Source organism: Variovorax sp. Soil_C_19 (genome assembly GCF_057657255.1).
In genome coordinates this window covers 174,427-197,985 of sequence record NZ_JBDGIV010000002.1, presented here as the reverse complement: position 1 = coordinate 197,985, position 23,559 = coordinate 174,427, and the positions used below count along the sequence as shown (strand labels likewise).

Below are 23,559 nucleotides of genomic sequence, written 5' to 3'. Positions count from 1 at the left end.
GCAAAGCCCATGGCCACTGCTGCTGCTCCCGCCTACGTCGCGCATCCGCCGCTCGAGGGCGCCGCCCGCGTCTGGGGCACGATCGCGCTGTCGGCCGCGACCTTCATGAACGTGCTCGATTCGTCGATCGCGAACGTGTCGCTGCCGGCCATCTCGGGTGACCTGGGCGTGAGCACCACGCAAGGCACCTGGGTCATCACCAGCTTCGCGGTGGCCAACGCCATTGCGGTGCCGCTCACGGGGTTCATGACCCAGCGCTTCGGCCAGGTGCGGCTCTTCATGGCGAGCGTGATCCTCTTCATGATCAGCTCGCTCCTGTGCGGCCTGGCACCGAACATGACCATGCTGATTGCGTTCCGCGCGCTGCAGGGCTTCGTCGCCGGGCCGATGATCCCGCTGTCGCAGACGCTGCTGCTGTCGAGCTATCCGCGCGCCAAGGCCGGCCTTGCCATGGCGATGTGGTCGATGACCACGCTGGTCGCGCCGGTGATGGGGCCGCTGCTCGGTGGCTGGATCACCGACAACATCTCGTGGCCGTGGATCTTCTACATCAACATCCCGGTCGGCATCGTCGCGGCGGTCATCACCTGGGCGCTCTACCGCAAGCGCGATAGCGGCACGCACAAGGTGCCGATCGATGCCATCGGCCTCGCGCTGCTGGTGCTCTGGGTCGGCGCGATGCAGCTGATGCTCGACAAGGGCAAGGAGCTCGACTGGTTCCACTCGCCCGAGATCATCGCGATGGCGGTGATCTCCGTGGTCGGCTTCGCGTTCTTCCTGATCTGGGAGCTGACCGACAAACACCCGGTGGTCGACCTTTCGCTCTTCAAGCGGCGCAACTTCTGGTCGGGCGCGGTGGCCACGGCGGTGGCCTACGGTCTGTTCTTCGGCAACGTGGTGCTGCTGCCGCTGTGGTTGCAGCAGTGGATGGGCTACACCGCGACGCAGGCCGGCATGATCATGGCGCCCGTAGGGCTGCTCGCAATCTTCTTCTCGCCGCTGGTCGGGCTCACGGTGTCGAAGATCGATCCGCGGCAGTACGCGACCTTCTCGTTCCTGATCTTTGCGCTGGTGCTCTGGATGCGCTCGAACTTCAACACGCAGGCCGACTTCGCGACGATCATCATCCCGACGGTCATCCAGGGCATTGCGATGGCGTTCTTCTTCATCCCGCTGGTGACCATCACGCTGTCGGGCCTCACGCCGGACCGCATACCGGCCGCCTCGGGGCTGTCGAACTTCCTGCGCATCACCGCGGGCGCGATGGGCACCTCGATCACCACCACGCTGTGGGAGAACCGTGCGGCGCTGCACCACGCGCAGCTTGCCGAGTCGGTGAACCAGGGCAATGCCGCGGCGACCAGCGCAATGTCGGGCCTGGCGAGCAGCGGGCTCAGCAGCGACCAGGTGCTGGCCCAGATCAACCGCGTGGTCGACCAGCAGGCCTTCATGCTGGCCACGAACGACATCTTTTATGCGTCGGCGCTGCTGTTCCTGCTCCTGATCCCGCTCGTGTGGCTCGCGAAGCCGCAGCGCGGCGGTGCCGGCGGCGACGCCGCGGCCGGCGCGCACTGAGCGCGCAGCGCGCGCCGGGCGCGCTGCCAATGTCGTTGCGGCGACAGTCGCCTGCGGGCAGCCGCGAGGTTGCACCGCAGCATAGGCATTTGCCCCAGTATGCAATCACGGGGCGCCCCTCAACAATCGGTCCGCGTTCGACAGTGGCGCGACAAGATGGACCGCATGACTTTTCTATCCTTTCTGAACCCGGGCGACTTCGCGAGATGAGCGACGTCATCCTAGAAACGCGCCAGCTCACCAAGGAGTTCAAGGGGTTCACCGCGGTCAGCAAGGTCGACCTCTCGGTGGTGCGCGGCTCCATCCATGCGCTCATCGGCCCGAACGGCGCCGGCAAGACCACCTGCTTCAACCTGCTCACCAAGTTTCTCGAACCCACGAGCGGCACCATCCTGTTCAACGGCAACGACATCACCGGCGAGCGGCCGGCGCAGATCGCGCGGCGCGGCATCATCCGCTCGTTCCAGATCTCGGCGGTGTTCCCGCACCTCACCTTGCGCGAGAACGTGCGCCTCGGGCTGCAGCGCGCGCTCGGCACCTCGTACCATTTCTGGAAGAGCGAGAAGACGCTCGCGCCGCTCGATGCGCGCGCGCTCGAGCTGCTGGCCGAGGTCGGCCTCGCCGAGCAGGCCGACGAACTCACGGTGAACCTGCCCTACGGACACAAGCGTGCGCTCGAGATCGCCACCACGCTCGCGATGGATCCCGAGCTGATGCTGCTGGACGAACCCACGCAGGGCATGGGCCATGAAGACGTGCACCGCGTGGCCGAACTCATCAAGCGCGTGTCGGCAGGGCGCACCATCCTCATGGTCGAACACAACATGAGCGTGGTCTCGACCATCGCCGATACCATCACCGTGCTCCAGCGCGGCGCCGTGCTGGCCGAAGGCCCGTATGCCGAAGTCTCGAAGAACCCGCAGGTGATGGAGGCCTACATGGGCACCACCGACGGCCAGCTGCAGGGAGCCCACTGATGGCCGCGCCCGCACTCGAGATCAAGGGCCTGAACGCCTGGTACGGCGAATCGCACGTGCTGCACGGCGTCGACATGGTGGTGCAGCCCGGCGAGGTCGTCACCCTGCTCGGGCGCAACGGCGCCGGGCGCACCAGCACGCTGCGCGCGATCCTGGGCCTGACCGGCACGCGCAAGGGCAGCATCCAGGTCAATGGCGTGCAGACCATCGGCATGGCCACGCACCGCATCGCGCACCTCGGCATCGGCTATTGCCCCGAGGAGCGCGGCATCTTCGCGAGCCTCTCGGCCGAGGAGAACCTGCTTTTGCCACCTCCGCTCAAGAGCGCCAAGGGCGCGGGGCAGGGCATGTCGGTGGCCGAGATCTACGAGATGTTCCCGAACCTCGCCGAGCGGCGCCACAGCCCCGGCACCCGGCTCTCGGGCGGCGAGCAGCAGATGCTCGCGGTGGCGCGCATCCTGCGCACCGGCGCCCGGCTGCTGCTGCTCGACGAGATCTCCGAAGGCCTCGCGCCAGTGATCGTGCAGGCCCTCGCCCGCATGATCCAGACGCTGCGCGGCAAGGGCTACACCATCGTGATGGTGGAGCAGAACTTCCGCTTCGCCGCGCCGCTGGCCGACCGCTTCTACGTGATGGAGCACGGCCGCATGGTCGAGGCTTTCAGTGCCCGCGAACTCGACGCGAAGATGCCCGTGCTCGGCGAGCTGCTCGGCGTCTAGGCTTTCCCCGATTTTTCCAAGGAGACATTCCATGAACTCGAAATTCCTGATTCCATCGCTGGTGGCGGTTGCCGTGCTCGCGGCCTGCGGCAAGAAGGAAGAGCCCGCGCCGGCACCCGCACCTGCGGCGCCGACGGCACCCGCCCCGGCTGCGGCCCCTGCACCTGCCGCCGCACCCACCGCGGACGCACCATCGCCCAACAAGGTCACGATCGGCTACATCAGCGATCTCTCGGGCCTCTACGCCGACCTCGAAGGCAAGGGCGGCGCCACGGCCATCCAGATGGCCATCGACGACATGGGCGGCAAGGTGCTCGGCCAACCCGTCGAGGTGCTGTCCGTCGACCACCAGAACAAGCCCGACATCGCGGCCTCGAAGGCGCGCGAATGGATCGACACCGCCGGCGCCACGATGATCTTCGCGGGCACCAATTCGGGTGTGGCACTGGCGACCGCCAAGGTCGCGCAGGAAAAGAAGCGTGTGTTCTTCACCAACGGCGCCGCCACCTCGGCGCTGACCAATGCGCAGTGCAGCCCCTACACCGTGCACTACGCCTACGACACCGTGGCGCTCGCCAAGAGCACCGGTGGCGCGGTGGTCGACACCGGCGGCAAGAGCTGGTTCTTCCTGACGGCCGACTACGCCTTCGGCCATGCGCTCGAAGCCGACACCTCCAAGGTCGTCAAGGCCAAGGGCGGCACGGTGGTGGGCACGGTCCGCGCGCCGCTCAATGCGTCCGACTTCTCCTCGTTCCTGCTGCAGGCGCAGAACTCCAAGGCCCAGGTGCTGGGGCTCGCCAACGCCGGCGGCGACTTCGTCAATTCGATGAAGGCCTCGAAGGAGTTCGGCATCGACAAGACCATGAAGCTCGCGGGCCTGCTGGTGTTCCTGACCGACGTGAAGAGCCTCGGCCTCGAGGCCACGCAGGGCCTGCTGCACACCACCAGCTGGTACTGGGACGCCGATGACGCCTCGCGCAAGTGGGCGGCCCGCTACGAGGAAAAGACCGGCAACAAGCCTTCGGACATCCAGGCCGCCGACTACTCGGCCACCATGGCCTACCTCAAGGCCGTCGAGGCGGTGCAGACCACCGACGCCGACAAGGTCATGGAGCAGCTCAAGAAGACGCCGATCGACGACTTCTACGCCAAGGGCGTGATCCGTCCCGACGGCCGCATGGTGCACGACATGCTGCTGGCCGAGGTCAAGAAGCCTTCGGAGTCGAAAGGCCCGTGGGACCTGCTGAAGATCGTCAAGAAGGTGCCGGGCGACGAGGTCTACACGACCAAGGAAGAAAGCACCTGCGCCCTCTGGAAGTAAACCTGCTGTCCCGCGCGAAACCGCTGCCGCCACTCCGAACCCAGTTGCCACGATGAATATTTCCATGCCCGCCCTGTTGAGCCAGCTCCTGCTGGGGCTGGTCAACGGGTCGTTCTACGCGATCCTGAGCCTGGGGTTGGCGGTGATCTTCGGCCTGCTCAACGTCATCAACTTCGCACACGGTGCGCTGTTCATGATGGGGGCGGTGCTGTCGTGGATGGCGATGACGTACTTCAACGTCAACTACTGGGTCATGCTGGTGGCAGCGCCGCTCATCGTCGGCGTCTTCGGCATGCTGATCGAGCGGCTGCTGCTGCGCTGGATCTACAAGCTCGACCACCTCTACGGCCTGCTGCTCACGCTCGGCCTCACGCTGCTCATCGAGGGCGGCTTCCGGTCGGTGTACGGCGTGTCCGGCCTGGCCTACAGCCCGCCCGCGGCGCTCAGCGGCGGCACCAACCTGGGCTTCATGTTCCTGCCGAACTACCGCGCCTGGGTGGTCGTCGCGTCGCTCGTGGTGTGCTTCGCCACCTGGTATGCGATCGAGAAGACCCGGCTCGGCGCCTACCTGCGTGCCGGCACCGAGAACCCGCGGCTGGTCGAGGCCTTCGGTGTCAACGTGCCGCTGATGGTCACGCTGACCTACGGGTTCGGGGTGGCGCTCGCGGCCTTTGCCGGCGTGCTCGCCGCACCGGTCATCCAGATCTCGCCCCTCATGGGCCAGAACCTCATCATCATCGTGTTCGCGGTGGTGGTCATCGGCGGCATGGGCTCGATCATGGGCGCCATCATCACGGGCCTTTCGCTCGGCGTCATCGAGGGGTTCACCAAGGTGTTCTATCCCGAGGCTTCATCCACCGTGGTCTTCGCGATCATGGTCGTGGTGCTGCTGATCCGCCCGGCCGGCCTGTTCGGCAGCGAGAAGTGAACGGGCGCCAAGACATGAAGAAGATCTCCCTCGCCGTCTACGCACTGCTCCTGGTGGCGCTGATCGCCGCACCGTTCATCGGTTTCTATCCGGTGTTCGTGATGAAGGTGCTGTGCTTCGCGCTGTTTGCCTGCGCGTTCAACCTGCTGCTCGGCTACACCGGGATGCTGTCGTTCGGCCACGCCGCCTTCCTGGGCGGGGCCGCCTACCTCACGGGCCATGCGCTCAAGGTCTGGCACCTCACGCCCGAACTGGGCCTGCTCGCGGGCACGGCGGCCGGCGCGCTGCTGGGGCTGGTGTTCGGCTGGCTCGCCATTCGCCGCCAGGGCATCTACTTCTCGATGATCACGCTGGCGCTCGCGCAGATGATCTTCTTCGTTGCGCTGCAGGCGCGCTTCACCGGCGGCGAGGACGGCCTGCAGTCGGTGCCGCGCGGCAAGCTCTTCGGCCTGATCGACCTGCGCGACGACCTCACGATGTACTACGTCGCGCTGGTGATCGTGGTGGCGGCCTTCCTGCTGATCGCGCGCACCGTGCACTCCCCGTTCGGGCAGGTGCTCAAGGGCATCAAGGAAAACGAGCCGCGCGCCATCTCGCTCGGCTACGACGTCAACCGCTTCAAGCTGCTGGCCTTCGTGATCTCGGCCGCGCTGTCGGGGCTGGCGGGTTCGCTCAAGACGCTGGTGCTCGGCTTCGCGTCGCTCAGCGACGTGCATTGGACCGCCTCGGGCCACGTGATCCTCATGACGCTGGTCGGCGGGCTCGGCACGCTGTCGGGGCCGCTGGTGGGCTCGGCCGTCGTGGTGCTGCTCGAGAACAAGGTCGGCGACTTCGGCGTCTTCATGGCGAACCTGACGGGCATCAACTGGTTCAACACCCTCGGCGAGTCGGTCACCATGGTCACGGGCCTGATCTTCGTGATCTGCGTGCTGGCGTTCCGCAAGGGCATCATGGGCGAGATCATCGCCTTCGTCGACCGGCGGCGCGGCAAGCGAACCTGAAGCGAAAGAAGGCGGACCCGGTCCGCCTTCTTCGTTTTAGGGCCGGGCTCCGCCCGATGCTCAGGGCAGCGCCGTGATGCGGTTCGTCGCAGGCGGAACGAGCGTGCCGCTTGCCTTGATGTAGGCCTCCAACGCATCCACGTCCTGGTCGCCGCCGAGCGTGTCGGTTCCCTGGTTGAAGACCGTGAAGTTGTCGCCGCCCGTGGCCAGGAAGCTGTTCATCGTGACGCGGTAGCTCGTGGCGTCGCCCATCGCGGTGCCGTTGAGCGCCATGTTCGAGATGCGCGAGCCGGCCGGTGCCGACAGGCTGTAGCTGTAGCGGAGGCTGTGCGAGGGCAGCAGCACCCGAGGGGCGGCGACCGTATTGCTGCCGCTGTTGAACTGCTGCTCGAGCAGGGCCTTGATCTGCGCGCCGGTCATCGTCTTCACCACCAGGCTGTTGCCGAAGGGCTGCACGCTGAAGATCTGGCCATAGGTCACGTTGCCCTTGTCGTCGGGCACGAGGTCGGCCCGCACGCCGCCCGGGTTCATGAAGGCGATCTGCGCGCCGCCCTTGTCGCTGGCGCGGGTCGCGGCGAGCTGTGCGTCGGCAATCAGGTTGCCGAGCACGCTTTCGCGCGACGGGGCCTGCGTGCGCGTGGCCGCCCCCGAGAGCGAGCCCACCACGCGTTGCACCAGCGGCGCGGCGACCGAGAGGTACTGGCTGACGAGCGCCGCCACCTCCTGGTTCTTGCCGAACACCGGGTACTGGTCGGTCAGCGCGATGGTGGTGGCGCCGCTGGTGAAGGCCTCGCCCTGGACGATCACGTTGTCGGCCGATTTGGCCGAGACCTTGCGGGTGCGCGTGTCGATCGTCAGGTTGATGTCGGTCAGCAGCGTGCCGTACTGGCCGGCGCTCGTCAGCAGGAAGGGCCGGGCCGGATTCGACTTGCCGTAGTCGCAGACGTAGGAGCGGTGCGTGTGGCCCGAGATCACCACGTCCACCGCCGGGTCGAGCTTGTCGAGGATCGGCAGGATGTCGCCGCTGAGGCCGGCGCAGCTCTTGTCGTTGTAGCCGACCGTGGTCGTGGCGCCTTCGTGCACCACGACGACGATGGCGTCGGCGCCCTCGGCCTTGAGCTGCGGGATCAGCGCATTGGCGGTGTCCGCCTCGTCCTTGAAACTCAAGCCTGCCACGCCGGCCGGCGTCACGATGCTCGGCGTGTTCTTGAGCGTCATGCCGATGAAGGCCACCTTCACGGTGGCACCGTCCTTCGTGAAGGTCTTCATGCCGGTGGCGGGGAACAGCGTGTTGCCGTCGGTCTTGACGGTGTTGGCCGCCAGGAAGCCGAAGTTCGCGCCCGGGAAGGATTTGTTGACCCGGCAGGGCTCCAGCGGCGTGTGCTTGTCGCAGCCGCCGTTCTTCATGCGCATCAGTTCGTTCTGGCCTTTGTCGAACTCGTGGTTGCCGACCGCGTTGAAGTCGATCTTCATCGCGTTCACCGCCTCGATCGTGGGCTCGTCGAGGAACAGCGCCGACACCAGCGGCGAGGCGCCGATCATGTCCCCGGCCGAAACCACCGCGTTGTTCTCGTTCCTGGCCTTGAGCGACGCGATGGCCGAGGCGAGGTAGGCGGCGCCACCCGCGGGCACCGGGACCGTGCCGCCACCGCTGGCCGGCGCGGTGATCGAAACCCGCGGCGGCTCGAGGTTGCCGTGCAGGTCGTTGAAGGCAATGATCTTCAGCTCGACGCTGCCGGGCGTTGCCGGCGAGGGGGCAGGCGCCGGTGGCGGGAAGAACGGGATGAATGCGTTCGAGCCGCCGCCGCCGCTGCCGCCGCAGGCCGCCAGCGTGGCCAGGACCGCGCCGGCCACGGCGAGATGTTTGATCGATGCGTGCACGAGCCTCTCCTCGGTGAATGGACTGGTCGCATGCTGGCCGCGGCAGATGACGTCGGCGTGACCGGCTGCCGCGCCCCCGGCGTCTCAGGGCAGGTCGATCAGCCGCACCGGGAGGTCGGGGCCGAAAGCCCGCTGCAGCAGTTCGCGCGCGGGTGCGCTGTGCGCAGGGTCCGAACGTGGCAGGGCCAGCGATCCCTCGGCCGCACGGCGCTGCAGGTGCCAGCCTTCCTGGCCGAGGCGGATCAGTTGCGCGAGCGCCGCGGCGTCGGCCACGGGCAGGGCGTCGGGCCGGATGTCGAGCCAGTCGACCACCTGGCCGGACTCGCCGCCGAGCCGCGCGGTCGCACCTTCCACCAGCGCCTGCTGCGTGGCCGCGTCGCGCACCGCGCCCTGCAGCACGATGCCGTGGCCGTGCCAGCGGATCTCGAGCGCGGCACCGCCCGTGGCCGCCGCGGGCGGCACGCGCGCGGCCAGCCATGCGGCGCCCGCAGCGGCTGTCAGCAGCACCGCGAGCACGGCGATCCATCGTCTTCTCATCGGCAAGGCAGGTTCATCGTTCGAGTTCAAGCGCGCGGCATGACGGCCTGATGACGACCTCAGGGCGGGGCTTCAGAGCCGCAGCGGCGCGGCGTAGCCCGTCATCTCGAGGTAGCCGCGGCCAATGCGGCGGCCCTGCGCGTCGCGCAGGTCGCTCAGGCCTTCCCAGTACACGCCGCCGGTCGAGCCGCGGCTGTCGAGCTCCTGGTCGTCGAGCAGCGCATGCACCTCGAACTCGCCCGTCGGCGTGCCCACGCGCCACTGCGTCGGGTAGCGGGCCTGGGTGCGTGGGCTGGTCCAGGCACGGCCGGCTTCGAAGCGCACCTCCTCGTGGCCGAAGATGCGCAGAGCACCGTCGCGCGTGCGGAACGATCCGCCCGCCCACAAGGCGCTGCCGTCGCGCCGGCGCAGGTGAAAGGCGGTGAGCGCACTGCCGTCGTCGAGGTTCATGCCGGTCCAGTCCCAGCCGACGGCCTCGGGGTGCAGCAGCGCCTCGCTCCATTCGTGGTCGAGCCAGGCGCTGCCCGCGACATCGAACGGCGCCTGCCCCTGCAGCGCGATGCGCCCGCGCGCCTGCAACTGCGGTTCGCTGTAGTAGTAGCTCGCCTGGGCTTCCTCGGGGCCCTTGCGCGAGAGGCCGGCGTTGCCTTGCAGCAGCAGCGGCTGCGTCGGCGAGAAACGCAGGTCGAGCGAGAACCCGGCGGCCGGAATGCGCGCCGCGTAGCTGCCGTCGCTTCCGCGCACCAGCGACCAGTCGCGCAGGCGCAGGTCGGTGTCGTGCTCGCTGGCCGACGCAACACCCTGGCCCGCACGCGCGATGCGCTGGTCGTGGCGCAGCGCGCCGGCCTCGAGGTCGGTGATGGCGGCATGCGCGAACACCAGCTGCTTGGCTGCGAAGGCCGAGCGCAACTGCTGCGTGGCGTCGACGCGCGAGCGGAAGAAGGTCACTTGAAAGCCGAAGGTGCGCCCGGCCGGCGTCGTCGCGTGGCCGGTGATGTACCACCACTCGGTTCGCAACTCGGGATGGCTGCCGAAGTCGCGCGGGAACTGCAGGGTGCGTGCGGGCAAGGCCCAGCCCGCGGGCGCGGCGGCCAGCGCCGCCAGCAGCAGGCTGCGCCGCGAGAGTGCGAGGGGCGCCCGCGCCGGCATCAGCCTCTCACAAGTTCGTCGATGCGCTGCCGCGCGGGAGCGATGTCGCCGAATGCGTCGCGCACCCAGCCAGCGTCGTGGTAGCTCGGCAGGTAGCGCTCACCCGCATCGCACAGCAGTGAGAGGATCGATCCCCGGCGGCCCGCCGCGCGCATCTCGTGCGCGATCGCGAGCATGCCCGCGAAGTTGGTGCCGGTGGAAGGCCCGACCTTGCGCCCGAGCAGCGCCGAGAGCGCATGCATCGCGGCCACCGAGTCGAGGTTCGGCACCTCGATCATGCGGTCGACCAGCGTGCGGATGAAGCTGGGTTCCACGCGGGGCCGGCCGATGCCTTCGATGCGCGAGCCCGTCGCCGTGAGCGCGGCGTCGCCGCTCTGGTGATAGGCCGAGAAGACCGAGCCCTCGGGGTCGGGCACGCAGAGCTGCGTGTCGTGGCAGCAGTAGCGCACGTAGCGGCCGATGGTGGCGCTGGTGCCGCCGGTGCCCGCGCCGACCACGATCCAGGCCGGCACCGGATGCCGCTCGCGCGCCATCTGCCGGAACATGCTCTCGGCGATGTTGTTGTTGCCGCGCCAGTCGGTCGCGCGCTCGGCATTCGTGAACTGGTCCATGTAGTGGCCGCCGGTCTGTTCGGCCAGCGCGCGGGCCTCGTCGTAGACCTCGGCCGCATGGTCGACGAAGTGGCAGCGCGCGCCGTAGAAGGCGATCTGCGCGATCTTCTCGGGCGAGGTGCTGCGCGGCATCACCGCGACGAACGGCAGGCCGAGCAGCCGTGCGAAGTACGCTTCGCTGACCGCCGTGGAGCCGCTCGAGGCCTCGACCACCGTCGTGCCTTCGCGCACCCATCCGTTGCACAGCGCATACAGGAAGAGCGAGCGTGCGAGCCGGTGCTTGAGGCTACCGGTCGGATGCGTCGATTCGTCCTTCAGGTAGAGGTCGATGCCGGCCGCGGCGAGCGTGGGCAGGGGCAGCGGGATCAGGTGCGTGTCGGCGCTGCGCTGGTAGTCGGCCTCGATGCGGCGCATCGCAGCGTCGCGCCATGCGGTGCGGGGCGATGAAGAAGCAAGGGACGAAGAAGGAGAGGGTGTGTGCGGCTGCTGCATGGAAGAGGCAGTCTACAAGCCATGCGCCAGAGGCCGCCTACCAGTCTTCCTTCACCGCCAGCACCGCGTCGCTGCCCGCGGCGGCGCGGCCCGCGAGCCAGGCCGTGACGGTGCCGGCGGCCACCACCGCCGCGCACAGCGCCGCGAGGCGCCCCCAAGGGACCAGCAGGTCCATGGTCCAGTGGAAGCTCTGCGGATTGACCACCTTCACGAGCACCAGCGAGACGGCGAGCCCGAGGCCCAGCCCCGCCACCGCGCCGATCGCGGTCCAGGCCGCACCTTCGCCCGCCACCACGGCCAGCACCTGCCGCCGCGTGAAGCCCAGGTGCGCGAGCAGGCCGAACTCCTTGCGCCGCGCCAGCACCTGGGCGCTGAAGCTCGCGGCGATGCCGAACAGGCCGATCGCGATGGCCACCGCCTGCAACCAGTAGGTCACGGCGAAGCTGCGGTCGAAGATGCGCAGCGACGTGGCGCGGATCTGGCCGACCGACGAGATCTCGATGCCGGTGTCGGGCGCCGCGCCATGGCGTGAAGCCAGGTCGCGGACCGCCGCCTGCACCGCGGCCTCCGAAGCGCCCGGCACGAGCCACAGCGACACGTCGCTGACCTCTCGCTCGCCGGTGAGCCGCTCAAAATCGCGCGCATCCATCGCGATCGCGCCGAACTGGCGCGCATAGTCGCGCCACACGCCCGCCACGAAGAACGGCTGCGGCGCCGTTCGGCCCGCACGGCCCAGCGCCGAAGCGAGCGGCGCGTACGGCGCGCCGGGCTTCGCGCCATGCAGCTCGACCATCGGCTCGCTCACGTAGATGCCGATCTGCCCGGGCGGTACCGGCAGTGCCGGCCCGGTGAGCGGCAGCGCCTGCGCCGCGCCGCCTTCGAGGCTGCGCGAGATCAGCGTGACCGCGGGCTGCGCGGGATCGAGCTGCAGCGCTCGGGTGCGCAGCGTGCCGGTGCGCGCCACGCCCGGCAATTGGCCGAGCGCCTGCACGAAGGCCGGCGAGAAGGCCGCGGTGTCGCCGCCGCCGCTGCCCGATGCGGCGCGCAGGTACAGGTCGGCCGGCAGCACGACGTCGAGCCATTGGGTCACCGAATCGCGGAAGCTCGCGACCATCACCGTGAGCGCGACCGCGAGGCTCAGGCTCGCGACCACGCCGCTCACGGCCACCGCCGCGGTACCGCGCATGCGGCGCGCACGCTCGATGGCCAGCATCGGCAGCAACCGGCGCGCGAACATCGGCGCCATCCGGTCATAGAGCAACGCGACGAACCAGGGCAGGGCGGTGATGCCGCCCACCAGCAGGCAACCCACCGACACATAGGCCGCCACCGGAATGCCACCGATCGCAGGCAGGTTGGCCAGCAGCGCGCCCGCAACCACCAGGCCGAGCGCGAGCCAGTGGCTGTTGCCCTGCGTGGGCGCGGCGCCCAGGCCCTTGAGCGTCTGCGCCTCGGGCAGCGCCTGCGCCGCGCGCGCGGGCCACCAGCCGCCGGCCAGCGCCGCGAGCACGCCGAGCGCGCCGTACAGCAGCGCCGCGCCGCCGTTCCAATGCAGCGTCGGCGCCACGCCTTCGAAGTACCCGCCGCCGAGGTCGCCGCCGAGAACCCGCAGCGCGAAGGCCGCGAGCGCGGTGCCCAGCGCGAGGCCGGCCAGGCTGCCGACCAGACCCAGCACCAGCGATTCCGCCAGCACCAGGCGCAGCCGCTCGCGCGGCGTGAGGCCCAGCACGCCGAGCAGCGCGAACTGCTGCGCGCGCTTGGCAACGCTGAGCGCCAGCACCGAGAACACCAGGAACGCGCCCGTGAACAGCGCCACCAGCGCCAGCACGGTGAGGTTGACGCGGTAGGCGCGCGAAAGGTTGCTCACGCGCTCGGCCGCATCGCCCGGCTCGGCGAACTGCAGGCCCGCGGGCCAGCCTGGCCCGCTCGGCGTTTGGGCGAGCGAGGCGGTGAACGAAGCCTGGTCGGTACCCGGCGCGAGCCGCAGGTCGATGCGGCTGAGCTGGCCGAGGCGGTCGAACAGGTCTTGCGCGGCCCCGATGTCCATCACCGCGATCGCGGCGCCGCCGGCCGCGACGTGGCCTGCGACCTCGAGCGTGCGCCAGGCGCCCCCGCCGCTGCGCAGCCGCACGGTCTCGGTGCCGCCCTCGGCGGCCTCGGGCGCGAGCCCCAGCGCACCGCGCGCCGCGGCGTTGAGGAACACATGGCCCGGCGCCAGCATCGCGAAGCGCGACGCATTCTGGCGCGGCTGCGGCATCAGCGCCGGCGCGATGGTGGGGAGTGCCAGCGCGTCGATGCCGATCACGCGCAGCGGCACCTGGCGCTCGTCGCCCGCGAGCGCAAGGCCCTGGATCTCGAGCACGGGGCTCGCGAGCACCACCTGCGGATGCCGCGCCAGCGTGGAGAACACGGCCTCGTCGAACCGGCCCTGCACCGCGCGCACTTCGAGGTCGGGCTGGCCGTTGACCGAACGCACCGCGCTGGAGAATTCGTCGAGCGCCGAGGCATTGATGAGCTGCACCGAGAACGCGAGCGCCACGCCGAGCATCACCGCGAGCACCGCGGCCGCATTGCGCCAGGGGTGATGGCGAAGTTCCTGCCATGAGAAGGTGGTGAGCAAGGCGCGCATGGGGCCATTGTGGCGGGCCGACCGGCGCACCGAGCGCGTGGCACCATGCGGCACCTGTCCATGTCCGGGAATCGACGATGAGCTTTCTCTCCGCGCACCGCCGCATGCTGGCTGCGCTGCTGGCCGCACTGCCGTGGCTGGTTGCCACCGGCGCCGCCGCGCAGTTGGCGCCGTCCGTCGCGGATGCGGGCGCGGCGCCGCTGTCGCTCGCGAGCGACCCGGCCCTGATCGCGCGCACCGCGCTGGGCAGCGAGCGCGGCACGGTCGTGGTCGGGCTGCTGCGCGGCGGGGAGGCGCACTACGGCGGCGCCCACAACCCCGCGCCACCGGACGGCCCGCGCCGGGTGCCGGCCGACGGCGCGGAGCAGCCGATGTTCGAGATCGGCTCGGTCACCAAGGTCTTCACCGGCCTGCTGCTCGCACAGGCCGTCGAGCGCGGCGACCTCCGGCTCGACGACGACCTGGGCCGGCTGCTCGCTGACAAGGTCGCGTCGCTGCCGCCGGCCGTGGCTTCGATCACGCTGCGCCAGTTGGTGACGCACACCGGCTGCATGCCGGTGATGGCCGACGGCGTGGCACGCGGCCCGGCGCTCGCGTCGCAGATGCGTGCGCTCGAACGTCAGGCGCTCTACGAGTCGCTGGCCCGCATCACGCTCACCGGTCCGGCGCCGCCCTGCGCGGGCAGCTACAGCAACCTCGGCATGGCGCTGGTCGGCCAGTTGGTGGCCGAGCGCTACCAGACCACCTGGGGCGAGCTGGTGCGCGCGCGCATCACCGAGCCGCTGGGCATGAACGACACCGTGGTGCTGCTCGGCGCCAAGGCTTCGCGCATGGCGCCTGCGTTCGCGGGCGACCGGCGGCGGTCGCTGCTCGACATGAAGGCCTATGCGCCGGTGGCCGCACTGCGCTCCACCGCGGCCGACATGCTGCGCTTCAGCCGCGCGATCCTGGCTGGCGCGCGCGGTCCGCTGGGCCCGGCCGCCGAGCGCCTGCTCACGCCGCTGGCGCGCTACGAGGGTGCGGAGATCGGCTACGCGGTGATGGTGCGCGGACGCGAGGGCGAGCACCGCACCTACTACCACGCGGGCGTAACCGAGGGCTACCGCACGCTGTGGCTGCTCGCACCCGACACCGGCGAGGCCATGATCCTGCTGGCGAGCAACACGCGCGCGCCGCTGCAGCGCGTGATGCTTGCGATCGGCAAGAGCCGCTATCCGGTGGCGGCCGACGAGGTGCCCGTCGATGCCGCGGCGCTCGCACAGTACCGCGGCGAATACCGCGTGAGCCAAGGCAAGTCGCTCGAGTTCACCGTGCGCGGTGGCCGCCTGCTGGTGCGCGAGAGCGGGCGCGGCTACAACCCGCTCAAGCCCGTGGGCAGTGACCGCTTCGTGGTCGGCGAGATCGGCGCGCAGATCGTGTTTCGGCGCGAGCGCGGCGCGATCGTCGGTGTGACGCTGGCGCAGGGCGGCAGCGAGATCACGGCCCGGCGCGTGAATGACGCAGCGGCGCGCGAGTAGGCCGGCGGGCCTTCACAGCCGTTGTGCCAACGCGCCCAGGTAGGCCCGCACTGCCGCATCCGCGCTGAGCCCGATCGCACGTTCAAAGGCCTGCCGCGCGGCGGCGCGCGCGCCGCCAGCCGCGAGCAGGTGCGCGCGTGCGGCCCAGAAAGGCTGGTAGTTCGACACCTCGTCGGCGGGCAGGGCGTCGAGCGCACGCAGACCCGCCTCGGGCCCGCGGGCCTTCGCGAGCGCACACGCCAGGCTCACTTGCGCGCCGATGCCGGGCCGCAGCCCAAGCAGGCTTTCGTAGAGCGACACCAGCGCTTCGCCGGACACCAGCGCGCCGACGCGGCGCTCGCAATGGGCCGACTGGATGGCGGCCTCGAGTTGGTAGGCGCCCGTGCGCTGCAGCGCCGTCGCGCGGCCCAGGCTGTGCTCGGCTTCGGCGAGCAGACCGGGGTCCCAGCGCGCGGTGTCCTGCTGGTCGAGCGGCACGTAGGCGCCGCTGTCGCTGCGACGCGCGCCGGCGCGGCTTTCGCAGAACAGCATCAGCGCAAGCAGGCCCAGCGGCTCGGGTTCTTCGGGCAACAGGCCGCACAGCATGCGGCCCAGTTCGATGGCTTCGGCCGTGAGCCCGGTGGGCCGCGCATCTGCCCCGTCGACGTCGTCCCAGCCGCTGCCGTAGGCCGCGTAGATGGTGTCGAGCAGATCCTGCAGCCGCTGCGGCAGTTCACGTGGTGCAGGGCGTTCGAATGCATCGGCGATGCCGCGCAGCTGCGCCTTGGCGCGTTTCAAGCGCTGGGCCAGCGTGGCCGGCGCGGCGAGAAAGACGCCGGCCATGCGCGCGGTATCGACGCCGAGCAAGGCCTGCAGCATCAGCGGCGTGCGTGCGCCGGCATCGACCTCGTAATGTGCGCAGGCGAACATCAGCCGCAGCCGCTCGTCGGGCAGGTCGCGGTGCTCGGCCTCGGCCGTGTCGGTCTCGCCAGCCAGGAGCAGCAGCGCGCGCGTGGCTTCGTCCTGCGAGCGCGTGTGGCGCCATGCGTCGAGCCGGCGGTTGCGCGCCACACCGAGCAGCCAGGCGTCGGGCCGCTCGGGCACCCCGTCGGCGGGCCAGCGTTCGAGCGCGCGCGCGAAGGCATCGGCCAACGCGTTCTCGGCGCCGGCGATGTCGCGCGTGCGCACGGCAAGGATGGCGAGCAGCCGGCCGTGGGACTGGCGGGCGGCCCTGGCGGGATCAGACTGCATGGTGCACCCCTTCCTCCAAAGCAACCCGGAGGATCGCTCTGCGCCATTCTTCGACTGCCGCGCCGGCGGCGCAAGGCCGATTTGCCCTGTAGGCCTTGCGACAGCCTCCTAGGCCGCGCGGGCCCGTTCGGCCGGGGCGAACATCGCCTCGAGCTCGCTGCGCAACCGGTAGGCGGCGGTGGTGGTGTCGATCGCCACGTCGGCCCAGCAGAGGCTCTGGCCCTTCTTCACCGGGCGCACCACCTTCACGTCGTGCGCGAGGCCGAGCGGCAGGCCACCCAGGCGCATCGACCGTTCGGCCGGCAGCAGCTTGCCCCAGACGGTGTAGCCGCCTTCACCGTCGAGCATCTCGCCGGGTGCGAGATCGCGCTTGGCGGTGGCGACCACGTCGGCATTCCAGCAGGTGGCCACGCCCGTGGCCTCGCCGCGCAGCGCCACGCTGGCCACCGACATGCCGACCTCGAGGCCGATCAGGTGCCAGCGCTTGTAGAGCGTGAAGTAGCGTCCGCTCGGGTCGGTGTGGGCGTTGTATTCCTCGAAGCAGTTCTTGATGTAGTCGGTCTCGGCCTCGACTGTGACCCACACGCCCATGCGGATGTCGTAGGGAATGCGGCGGCCGTCCGCCTCGAGCGAGGAAACCACCTCGACCATGCCCTTGCGTTCGAGCACGCCGCCTTCGCTCTTCGGCCGCGTGACGAAGGGAATGTCTTCCACGCTCGCGGGCGGATAGAGCAGGCCGTCCGAGGGCACGCTGAGGCCGGTGGCATTGGCCACGGCCGAGCTTTCGATCGAGGGCTTGGAGCCATCGAGAAAGCTGTTGAACATCTTCGGATTGAGCCCGCCGCGCTGGGCCTGCTCGGGCGTGAGGCCGTAGTTTCCCCAAACCGTCTCGGGCGTCGATTCGCTGAAGTGCGGCAGCCACTTGTGGCCGCGCCCGGCCGCCACCACCGGAAAGCCGCAGGTGCGCGCCCAGTCCACGAGGTCGCAGATCAGCGCGGGCTGGTCGCCGAAGGCGAGCGAATACACCACGCCGGCCTGCTGTGCGCGGCGCGCGAGCAGCGGACCGCAGAAGGCGTCGGCCTCGACCGTCACGTTGACCACGTGCTTGCCGTGCGCGAACGCGTCGAGGCAGTGGTCGACCGCCGCCACCGGGTGGCCGGTGCATTCGACCACGATGTCGATCGAGGGCTCGCGCGTCACCGCCTGCCAGTCGTCGGTGACCCAGGTGCTGCCGGTGTCCAGCGCTTCGGCCACCGAGCGTGCGGCGCTGCGCTCGGGCTGCCAGCCGACGCGCGCGAGATTGGCGCGCGCCGCGGCGGGCGAGAGGTCGGCAATGGCCACCAGCTGCACGCCGGGGGTGCGCGGAATCTGCGCCAGGTACATCGAGCCGAACTTGCCGGCGCCGATCAAGCCGATGCGGATCGGGCGGCCTTCGGCTTCGCGCTGCTGCAGGCGGGTGTAGAGGCTCATGGGGTCAGGCCTCCACGGTGTCGCGCACCTCGAGCGAGGTCGCCAGCGCGCTCTCGGGCAGGCCGTTCTTCCACGGCAGATCGACGGGGTAGGGCTTCAGCAGGCAGTCGTCGGGCAGCATCTCGATCGGCGCGAAGTCGCGGTGCGCGATGTATTCGGGGCGCTTGTGGCGGCGGATGTGGTTGCTGACCGCGCACAGGCTCAGGTACACCGCCACCCGGTTGAACGGCGACAGGTTGCTGCCCGAGGCATGCACCAGGCAGCTGTGGAACAGGATCATCGAACCGGCCGGACCCTTCGGCGAGACGATGCCGCCCTGCTTGCCGCCGGCGCGCTCGACCAGCTGACGGATCAGGTCGTTGTCGACCGTCCAGAGCGGATAGCTGGTCGTCGTGAGATCGTGCTTCGCATCGACCACGCCTTTCCTGTGGCTGCCCGGAATGAACATCAGCGGCCCGTTGTGCTCGGTCACCTCGTCGAGAAAGATCGCAACGTTCATCGCACGCTCGGTGGGCATCAGGTCGTCGTTGAGCCAGGTGCCGTAGTCCTGGTGCCATTGCCACACGTCGCCCTCGAAGGCCATCTTGCCGTTGATCTTGAACTGGTGCATGTAGACCTCCTCCTCGAAGAGATCGCGCACCGGGCCGACCATGCGCGGATGGCGCGCGAGCTTCGCGAATGGTTCGCTGATCAGGTGGGCCGCGAAATTGGTGCGCACCGCGTCCGATCCCTTCTCGCGCACGTTGAAGGCCTCGCGCCGGCTGTAGAGCGCGGGCACGGCATCGGTCAGCACGCCGATCTCTTCCGGCGAGAAGTGGCCGGGAAAGAACAGGTAGCCCTCGCGCTCGAACTGCGCGCGTTGCTCGGATGTCAGCTTCATGCGGTGTCTCCTTGGGGGGTGGGGTTTGGGAAAGAGGGCGCGGCGGCCGTGCCGCGCGAAAGCTGTTCGGCAAGCCGCCGGCCGAGCGCCTCGCTGGCCTGGGCCACATGCGCTTCGCTCAGGCGCGCGGCCCGCTCGGCATCGCCCGCCGCAATGGCCGCTGCAATGGCTTCATGCTCGTCCCAGAGCGAGTCGCGCTGCGGCTCCGCCTGCAGCACCGCGCCCATCGCGCGGCGCAGGTGGCGCCAATGCTGGCCGGCGCTCTGGCCGATCAGCGGGTTGCCCGAGGCGTCGTAGATGGCCTGGTGGAAGGCCATGTCGGCGTCGATCATGGCCTCGACGTTGCGCCCGCGCGCGGCGCGGCGGCCGCGCTGCATGAGCTTCGGGTCGATGATGAAGCGTTCCCCCGCCGCGAGCCGTGCGGCCAGCACGTCGAGCGCGCCGCGCACCTGGTAGACCTTCTTCGTCCACTCGGCATCGAGTGGCGCCACGAGCACGCCGCGCCCCGGTGCGTCGTGCACGAAACCGTCCTTCTTGAGCAGGCGCAGCGCCTGCAGCACCGGCTGGCGCGACACTGCGAGACGCTGGGCGATGTCTTCCTGCGTGAGCCGTTCGCCGGGCGCGAGTTCGCCGCTGCTGATGGCGCCGAGCAGGGCGCGGTACACCTGGTCGACGAGGTCGGGAGCGGCTTCGATGCTGACGAGCTGGGCGGGCATGGTGGTGGAAGGCTCCTGTTCCTGAAGTCTGTATACAGAGTACAGAGATTGGCGCCGCCGCGCGCAGCGGGTTTTCACCCATGCCGGCCGAAAGAAAATGCAACCGGCTAAGCTGCGCGCATGCAGTCACTTCCCACCTACGACGACGTCGCCGCCGCGGCCGCGCGGCTCGAGGGCCATGCCCATCGCACGCCCGTGCTGCGTTCGCGCACGGCCGATGAACGCTGGGGCGCCAGCTTCTTCTTCAAGTGCGAGAACTTCCAGCGCATGGGCGCGTTCAAGTTCCGCGGCGCCTTCAACGCGTTGTCGAAATTCGACGCGGCCCAGCGCAAGGGCGGCGTGATCGCGTTCTCGTCTGGCAACCATGCGCAGGCGATCGCGCTGTCGGCGCGGCTGCTGTCGATGCCGGCCGTGATCGTGATGCCCCTGGACGCACCCACCGCGAAGGTCGCGGCCACGCGCGGCTACGGTGCCGAGGTGGTGACCTACGACCGCTTCACCGAAGACCGCGAGGCGCTGACGAAGCGGCTTGCCGAGGAGCGCGGCATGACGATGATCCCGCCCTACGACCATCCGGACGTGCTCGCCGGACAGGGCACCGCGGTGAAGGAGCTGATCGAGGAGAGCGGCCCGCTCGACCAGCTTTTTGTCTGCCTCGGCGGCGGCGGGCTGCTGTCGGGTTCGGCACTGTCGGCGCGCGCGCTGGCGCCGGCCTGCAAGGTCTACGGCGTCGAGCCCGAGGCCGGCAATGACGGACAGCAGTCGTTCCGCACGGGCCGCATCGTGCACATCGAGACGCCGCGGACCATCGCCGACGGCGCGCAGACGCAGCACCTGGGCGAGTACACCTTCGCAATCATCCGCCGCGACGTGGACGACATCCTCACGGTGACGGACGACCAGCTGGTCGAGGCGATGCGCTTCTTCGCCGAGCGCATGAAGATGGTGGTGGAGCCGACCGGCTGCCTGGCCTTCGCGGGCGCCATCGCCGCGGGCAAGGCCATCGCAGGGCAGCGCGTGGGCATCGTGGTGAGCGGCGGCAATGTCGACCTGGCGCGCTTCGCGTCGCTGATCGCGAGTTGAGCTTCTTCAGGCACGAATGCCGCTGGCCGTGAGGTGCAGCAGGCGGTCGGCGCGGGCCGCGGCGCTTTCCGAGTGCGTCACCAGCACCAGCGAGGCGCCATGCTCGCGGGTCTGGCGCACGAGCAGTTCCATCACCTTGGCAGCGGTCGACGGGTCGAGGTTGCCCGTGGGCTCGTCGGCCAGCAGCAGCGCAGGGCGGTGCACCAGCGCGCGCGCGATCGCCACGCGCTGCAACTGGCCGCCCGACAGCGTCTGCGGCAGCCGTGCGCCCATGTCCCCCAGGCCGACCGCCTCAAGCATCTGCGCGACGCGACCCTCGTCGCGCGCAGCGCCCAGCAGCATCAGCGGCAGCGACACGTTCTGCGCCACGTCCAGGTGCGGCAGCACATGGAAGGCCTGGAACACGAAGCCCACATGCCGGCGCCGCCACAGTGCGCAGGCTTCGCCGTCGAGGGCGCCGATGTCGGTCTCGCCATGCCGCACCGTGCCGGTGTCCCAGCGATCGAGGCCGGCCATGCAGTTGAGCAGCGTCGACTTGCCGACGCCCGACTCGCCGACGATCGCGACGAACTCGCCAGGCGCGATGGTGAGCGTCACATGCTCGAACACGGGCACGTCGCCGTAGTGCTTGCCGAGGTCGGTGATGCACAACGTCATGCCTCGATCGCCTCCGCCATGCATTGCACGGCCGCGTCGGTGGCCCCGGGCGCGTCACAGACGATCACCGTGCGCTGCGGCATGCTGCGCAGCCAGGTGATCTGCCGCTTGGCGAGCTGGCGCGTGGCGGCAATGCCGCGCTCGCGCAGCGCATGCATCGCGGCAGCGTCGGGCGCGTCGAGCTCATCAAACATTTCCCAGGCCTGGCGATAGCCGACGCAGCGCATCGATGGCAACTCGGGCGAGAGATCGCCGCGTGCGCGCAGCGCGCGCACCTCGTCGAGGAGGCCCGCGGCCAGCATCGCGTCGAAGCGCTCGGCGATGCGGGCATGCAGCCAGCCGCGGTCGGCGGGTTCGAGCGAGAACAGGCGCCCGCCTGCGGCCGCGGGCGTGGTCTTGTGGGCGCCCGCATGAAAGCGCGACAGCGGCTGGCCGCTGCTTTCCCACACTTCGAGCGCGCGCTGGATGCGCTGGCTGTCCTGCGGCGCGAGCCGCGCGGCGGTTGCCGGATCGACCTCGGCGAGCCGCGCGTGCATCGCGGGCCAGCCGATCGCCGCGGCCTCGGCGTCGATGCGCGCACGCACCTCGAGGTCGGCCGCGGGCATCGCGTCGATGCCGTCGAACAGCGCCTTGAAATACAGCATGGTGCCGCCCACCAGCAGCGGCAGGGCGCCGCGCGCGCGGATCTCGCCGATGAGCCGGGTGGCGTCGGCGACGAACGCCGCGGCGCTGTAGCGCTCGCTTGGATCGAGGATGTCGATCAGGTGGTGCGGCACGGCGCGCAATTCGCCGTCGCTCGGCTTCGCGGTGCCGATGTCCATGCCGCGGTAGACCAGTGCCGAGTCGACGCTGACGATTTCCACCGGAAGCCGGCGCGCCAGCGCGAGCGCGGCGGCGGTCTTGCCCGATGCCGTGGGCCCGGCCAGCGCGATGTACTTCAGGGGTTCGGGGCGGCCGGAGGCGGCGACGGAAGGCGGCATAAGCGCCCGAGGGTAGCAAACAACCAAAGCCGCGGTGCCGCGGCAGGGCAGCGCCTGCCGCCGGGGCTCAGATCGACTGCGCGCCCGCCTGCCGTGCCCTGGTCTGGACTTCGGGCTGCGAACCGTCGGCGTCGATGCGGTTCGCGGGCGGCAGCACCGGCTGCGGCCGCGGCGCACGCGCGAACGTGGCTTCGGGGTTCATGCGGAACAACTGCGTGAGCGCCGAGCGGTATTGCGCCGCGCCGATCGAGTTGGTGTTGTGGTGCGAACCGCCTTCGACCAGCACGAACAGCTTTGGTACGGTGGCCGCCTCGTAGAGCTTGCGGCCCAGCGTGGGATTGATGAGGCTGTCGGCGGTGCCGTGCACCACCAGCAGCGGTGCGCCGATGTCCCTGACCTTGTTGATGGCCTCGAAGCGCTGCGTGATGAAGGGGCCGAACGGCAGCCAGCCCCACTTGAAGCTGCTCACCACGTCGGCGATCGAGGTGAAGGTGCTCTCGACCACGGTGCCGCTTTCGTCACCCACGCGCGAGGCGAGGTCGATGCCGATGGCGCCGCCGAGCGAGTGGCCGAAGATGTAGCGGTGCTGCTTCGGATGGCGCGCGGCGAGCCAGGTCCAGGCTGCGCGGGCGTCCTCGCGCGCGGATTCCTCCGACGGCAGGCCCTTGGTGCTCTTGCCGAAGCCGCGGTAGTCGATCGCGAGCACCGAGAAGCCCAGTTCGTGCATGCGCTGGATGCGCGGGGCCGAACCGGCCACGTTGTAGCGCGCGCCATGCAGGTAGAGCATCACGGGGCGGTCGGTCGTCTCGGGTTCGCCGCCGAGCCAGAGACCGTGCAGCCGCGCGGGCTCGCCGGTGATGGACGACTGGAAGTCGATCCAGACATCCTGCATGCCCGAGGTCATGCTGGCGCTGTTGCCCCAGCTCCGGTCGCTGGGCTGGAAGATCCATTCGCGTTGTCGTTCGTCGAACGTGGCGCAGCCGGCGGCCAAGAGGGCGCAAAGCGAAAGAACGGAGGCAAACAGGGACCAGCGTTTCATGGGCAAGGGACAGACAACGATGTCGGCGGAAAAGTTCATGTGCTTTCTTCCTGGAACACGCCGACACTGCATTCCAGGCCTCCCCCTGCCAAAGTGTTCATCGACACTTTGGTCCTCACATGCAACGCCCGTGCCCAGACCGCGGATGACGGCGAAATCTCCGGAAA

Annotated in this window: 20 protein-coding genes; 8 read left to right on the top strand and 12 right to left on the bottom strand. The window is 69.8% G+C overall.

Annotated elements, in window-relative coordinates; translation table 11 throughout:
- The first annotated feature begins 9 nt into the window (after positions 1-9).
- The 6 genes from AC3A6R_RS05430 (at position 10) to AC3A6R_RS05405 (ending at position 6,521) form a co-directional block, all read left to right on the top strand.
- Positions 10-1,575, top strand: coding sequence for a DHA2 family efflux MFS transporter permease subunit (locus AC3A6R_RS05430; protein WP_487858025.1), 1,566 nt, complete (start codon positions 10-12; stop codon positions 1,573-1,575).
- Between the two features lie 206 nt (positions 1,576-1,781).
- Positions 1,782-2,552 (top strand): ABC transporter ATP-binding protein, encoded by a 771-nt coding sequence (locus tag AC3A6R_RS05425; protein WP_487858024.1) that lies wholly within the window; start codon positions 1,782-1,784, stop codon positions 2,550-2,552.
- Positions 2,552-3,271: an ABC transporter ATP-binding protein gene (locus tag AC3A6R_RS05420; protein WP_487858023.1), complete on the top strand. Its 720-nt coding sequence runs from the start codon at positions 2,552-2,554 to the stop codon at positions 3,269-3,271. The genes AC3A6R_RS05425 and AC3A6R_RS05420 overlap by 1 nt, the downstream gene beginning before the upstream one ends.
- Before the next feature lie 31 nt (positions 3,272-3,302).
- Positions 3,303-4,592: an ABC transporter substrate-binding protein gene (locus tag AC3A6R_RS05415; protein ID WP_487858022.1), complete on the top strand. Its 1,290-nt coding sequence runs from the start codon at positions 3,303-3,305 to the stop codon at positions 4,590-4,592.
- A gap of 52 nt (positions 4,593-4,644) precedes the next feature.
- Positions 4,645-5,520 carry a branched-chain amino acid ABC transporter permease gene (locus AC3A6R_RS05410; RefSeq protein WP_487858021.1) on the top strand — a complete coding sequence of 292 codons (876 nt, stop codon included), beginning with the start codon at positions 4,645-4,647 and terminating at the stop codon, positions 5,518-5,520.
- A gap of 14 nt (positions 5,521-5,534) precedes the next feature.
- Positions 5,535-6,521 (top strand): branched-chain amino acid ABC transporter permease, encoded by a 987-nt coding sequence (locus AC3A6R_RS05405; protein ID WP_487858020.1) that lies wholly within the window; start codon positions 5,535-5,537, stop codon positions 6,519-6,521.
- A 60-nt stretch (positions 6,522-6,581) separates the two neighbouring features.
- Here AC3A6R_RS05405 and AC3A6R_RS05400 read toward each other — a convergent pair whose 3' ends face one another.
- From AC3A6R_RS05400 to AC3A6R_RS05380, 5 genes are all read right to left on the bottom strand, one after another.
- The gene (locus AC3A6R_RS05400; RefSeq protein ID WP_487858019.1) at positions 6,582-8,402 is read right to left on the bottom strand and encodes a bifunctional metallophosphatase/5'-nucleotidase; all 1,821 of its coding nucleotides are present in this window, start codon (positions 8,400-8,402) and stop codon (positions 6,582-6,584) included.
- 84 nt (positions 8,403-8,486) lie between these two features.
- The gene (locus tag AC3A6R_RS05395) at positions 8,487-8,939 is read right to left on the bottom strand and encodes a hypothetical protein (RefSeq protein WP_487858018.1); all 453 of its coding nucleotides are present in this window, start codon (positions 8,937-8,939) and stop codon (positions 8,487-8,489) included.
- 72 nt (positions 8,940-9,011) lie between these two features.
- Entirely contained in the window at positions 9,012-10,088 is a 1,077-nt protein-coding gene (locus AC3A6R_RS05390) for a lipocalin-like domain-containing protein (protein WP_487858017.1), read from the bottom strand.
- The gene (locus tag AC3A6R_RS05385; protein ID WP_487858615.1) at positions 10,088-11,113 is read right to left on the bottom strand and encodes a PLP-dependent cysteine synthase family protein; all 1,026 of its coding nucleotides are present in this window, start codon (positions 11,111-11,113) and stop codon (positions 10,088-10,090) included. Before AC3A6R_RS05385 ends, AC3A6R_RS05390 begins: the two co-directional genes overlap by 1 nt.
- 115 nt (positions 11,114-11,228) lie before the next feature.
- Positions 11,229-13,820, bottom strand: coding sequence for an FtsX-like permease family protein (locus AC3A6R_RS05380; RefSeq protein ID WP_487858016.1), 2,592 nt, complete (start codon positions 13,818-13,820; stop codon positions 11,229-11,231).
- Between the two features lie 77 nt (positions 13,821-13,897).
- Between AC3A6R_RS05380 and AC3A6R_RS05375 the strand changes: the two genes are divergently transcribed.
- Positions 13,898-15,337 (top strand): serine hydrolase domain-containing protein, encoded by a 1,440-nt coding sequence (locus AC3A6R_RS05375; protein ID WP_487858015.1) that lies wholly within the window; start codon positions 13,898-13,900, stop codon positions 15,335-15,337.
- 12 nt (positions 15,338-15,349) lie between these two features.
- Here the strand turns inward: AC3A6R_RS05375 and AC3A6R_RS05370 are convergent, their stop codons facing one another.
- From AC3A6R_RS05370 to AC3A6R_RS05355, 4 genes are all read right to left on the bottom strand, one after another.
- A complete protein-coding gene (locus AC3A6R_RS05370; protein WP_487858014.1) occupies positions 15,350-16,567 on the bottom strand; it encodes an RNA polymerase sigma factor in 1,218 nt (405 codons plus the stop codon).
- Positions 16,568-16,675: 108 nt separating this feature from the next.
- Entirely contained in the window at positions 16,676-18,037 is a 1,362-nt protein-coding gene (locus AC3A6R_RS05365; protein ID WP_487858013.1) for an NAD(P)H-dependent oxidoreductase, read from the bottom strand.
- 4 nt (positions 18,038-18,041) lie between these two features.
- Positions 18,042-18,917, bottom strand: a complete 876-nt coding sequence (locus AC3A6R_RS05360; RefSeq protein ID WP_487858012.1) for a phytanoyl-CoA dioxygenase family protein — start codon at positions 18,915-18,917, stop codon at positions 18,042-18,044.
- On the bottom strand, positions 18,914-19,633 hold the full coding sequence (locus AC3A6R_RS05355) for a GntR family transcriptional regulator (protein WP_487858011.1): 720 nt from the start codon (positions 19,631-19,633) through the stop codon (positions 18,914-18,916). Before AC3A6R_RS05355 ends, AC3A6R_RS05360 begins: the two co-directional genes overlap by 4 nt.
- Positions 19,634-19,753: 120 nt before the next feature.
- On the opposite strand from AC3A6R_RS05355, the gene AC3A6R_RS05350 reads away from it, so the two are divergent.
- On the top strand, positions 19,754-20,716 hold the full coding sequence (locus tag AC3A6R_RS05350) for a threo-3-hydroxy-L-aspartate ammonia-lyase (protein WP_487858010.1): 963 nt from the start codon (positions 19,754-19,756) through the stop codon (positions 20,714-20,716).
- Between the two features lie 6 nt (positions 20,717-20,722).
- On the opposite strand, the gene AC3A6R_RS05345 is transcribed toward AC3A6R_RS05350, so the two are convergent.
- The 3 genes from AC3A6R_RS05345 to AC3A6R_RS05335 all read right to left on the bottom strand — a co-directional run bounded on the left by AC3A6R_RS05345 (position 20,723) and on the right by AC3A6R_RS05335 (position 23,392).
- Positions 20,723-21,373 (bottom strand): ABC transporter ATP-binding protein, encoded by a 651-nt coding sequence (locus AC3A6R_RS05345; protein ID WP_487858009.1) that lies wholly within the window; start codon positions 21,371-21,373, stop codon positions 20,723-20,725.
- Positions 21,370-22,353, bottom strand: a complete 984-nt coding sequence (miaA, locus tag AC3A6R_RS05340; RefSeq protein ID WP_487858008.1) for a tRNA (adenosine(37)-N6)-dimethylallyltransferase MiaA — start codon at positions 22,351-22,353, stop codon at positions 21,370-21,372. The genes AC3A6R_RS05345 and miaA overlap by 4 nt, the downstream gene beginning before the upstream one ends.
- Before the next feature lie 67 nt (positions 22,354-22,420).
- Entirely contained in the window at positions 22,421-23,392 is a 972-nt protein-coding gene (locus tag AC3A6R_RS05335; protein WP_487858007.1) for an alpha/beta hydrolase, read from the bottom strand.
- Positions 23,393-23,559: the final 167 nt, after the last annotated feature.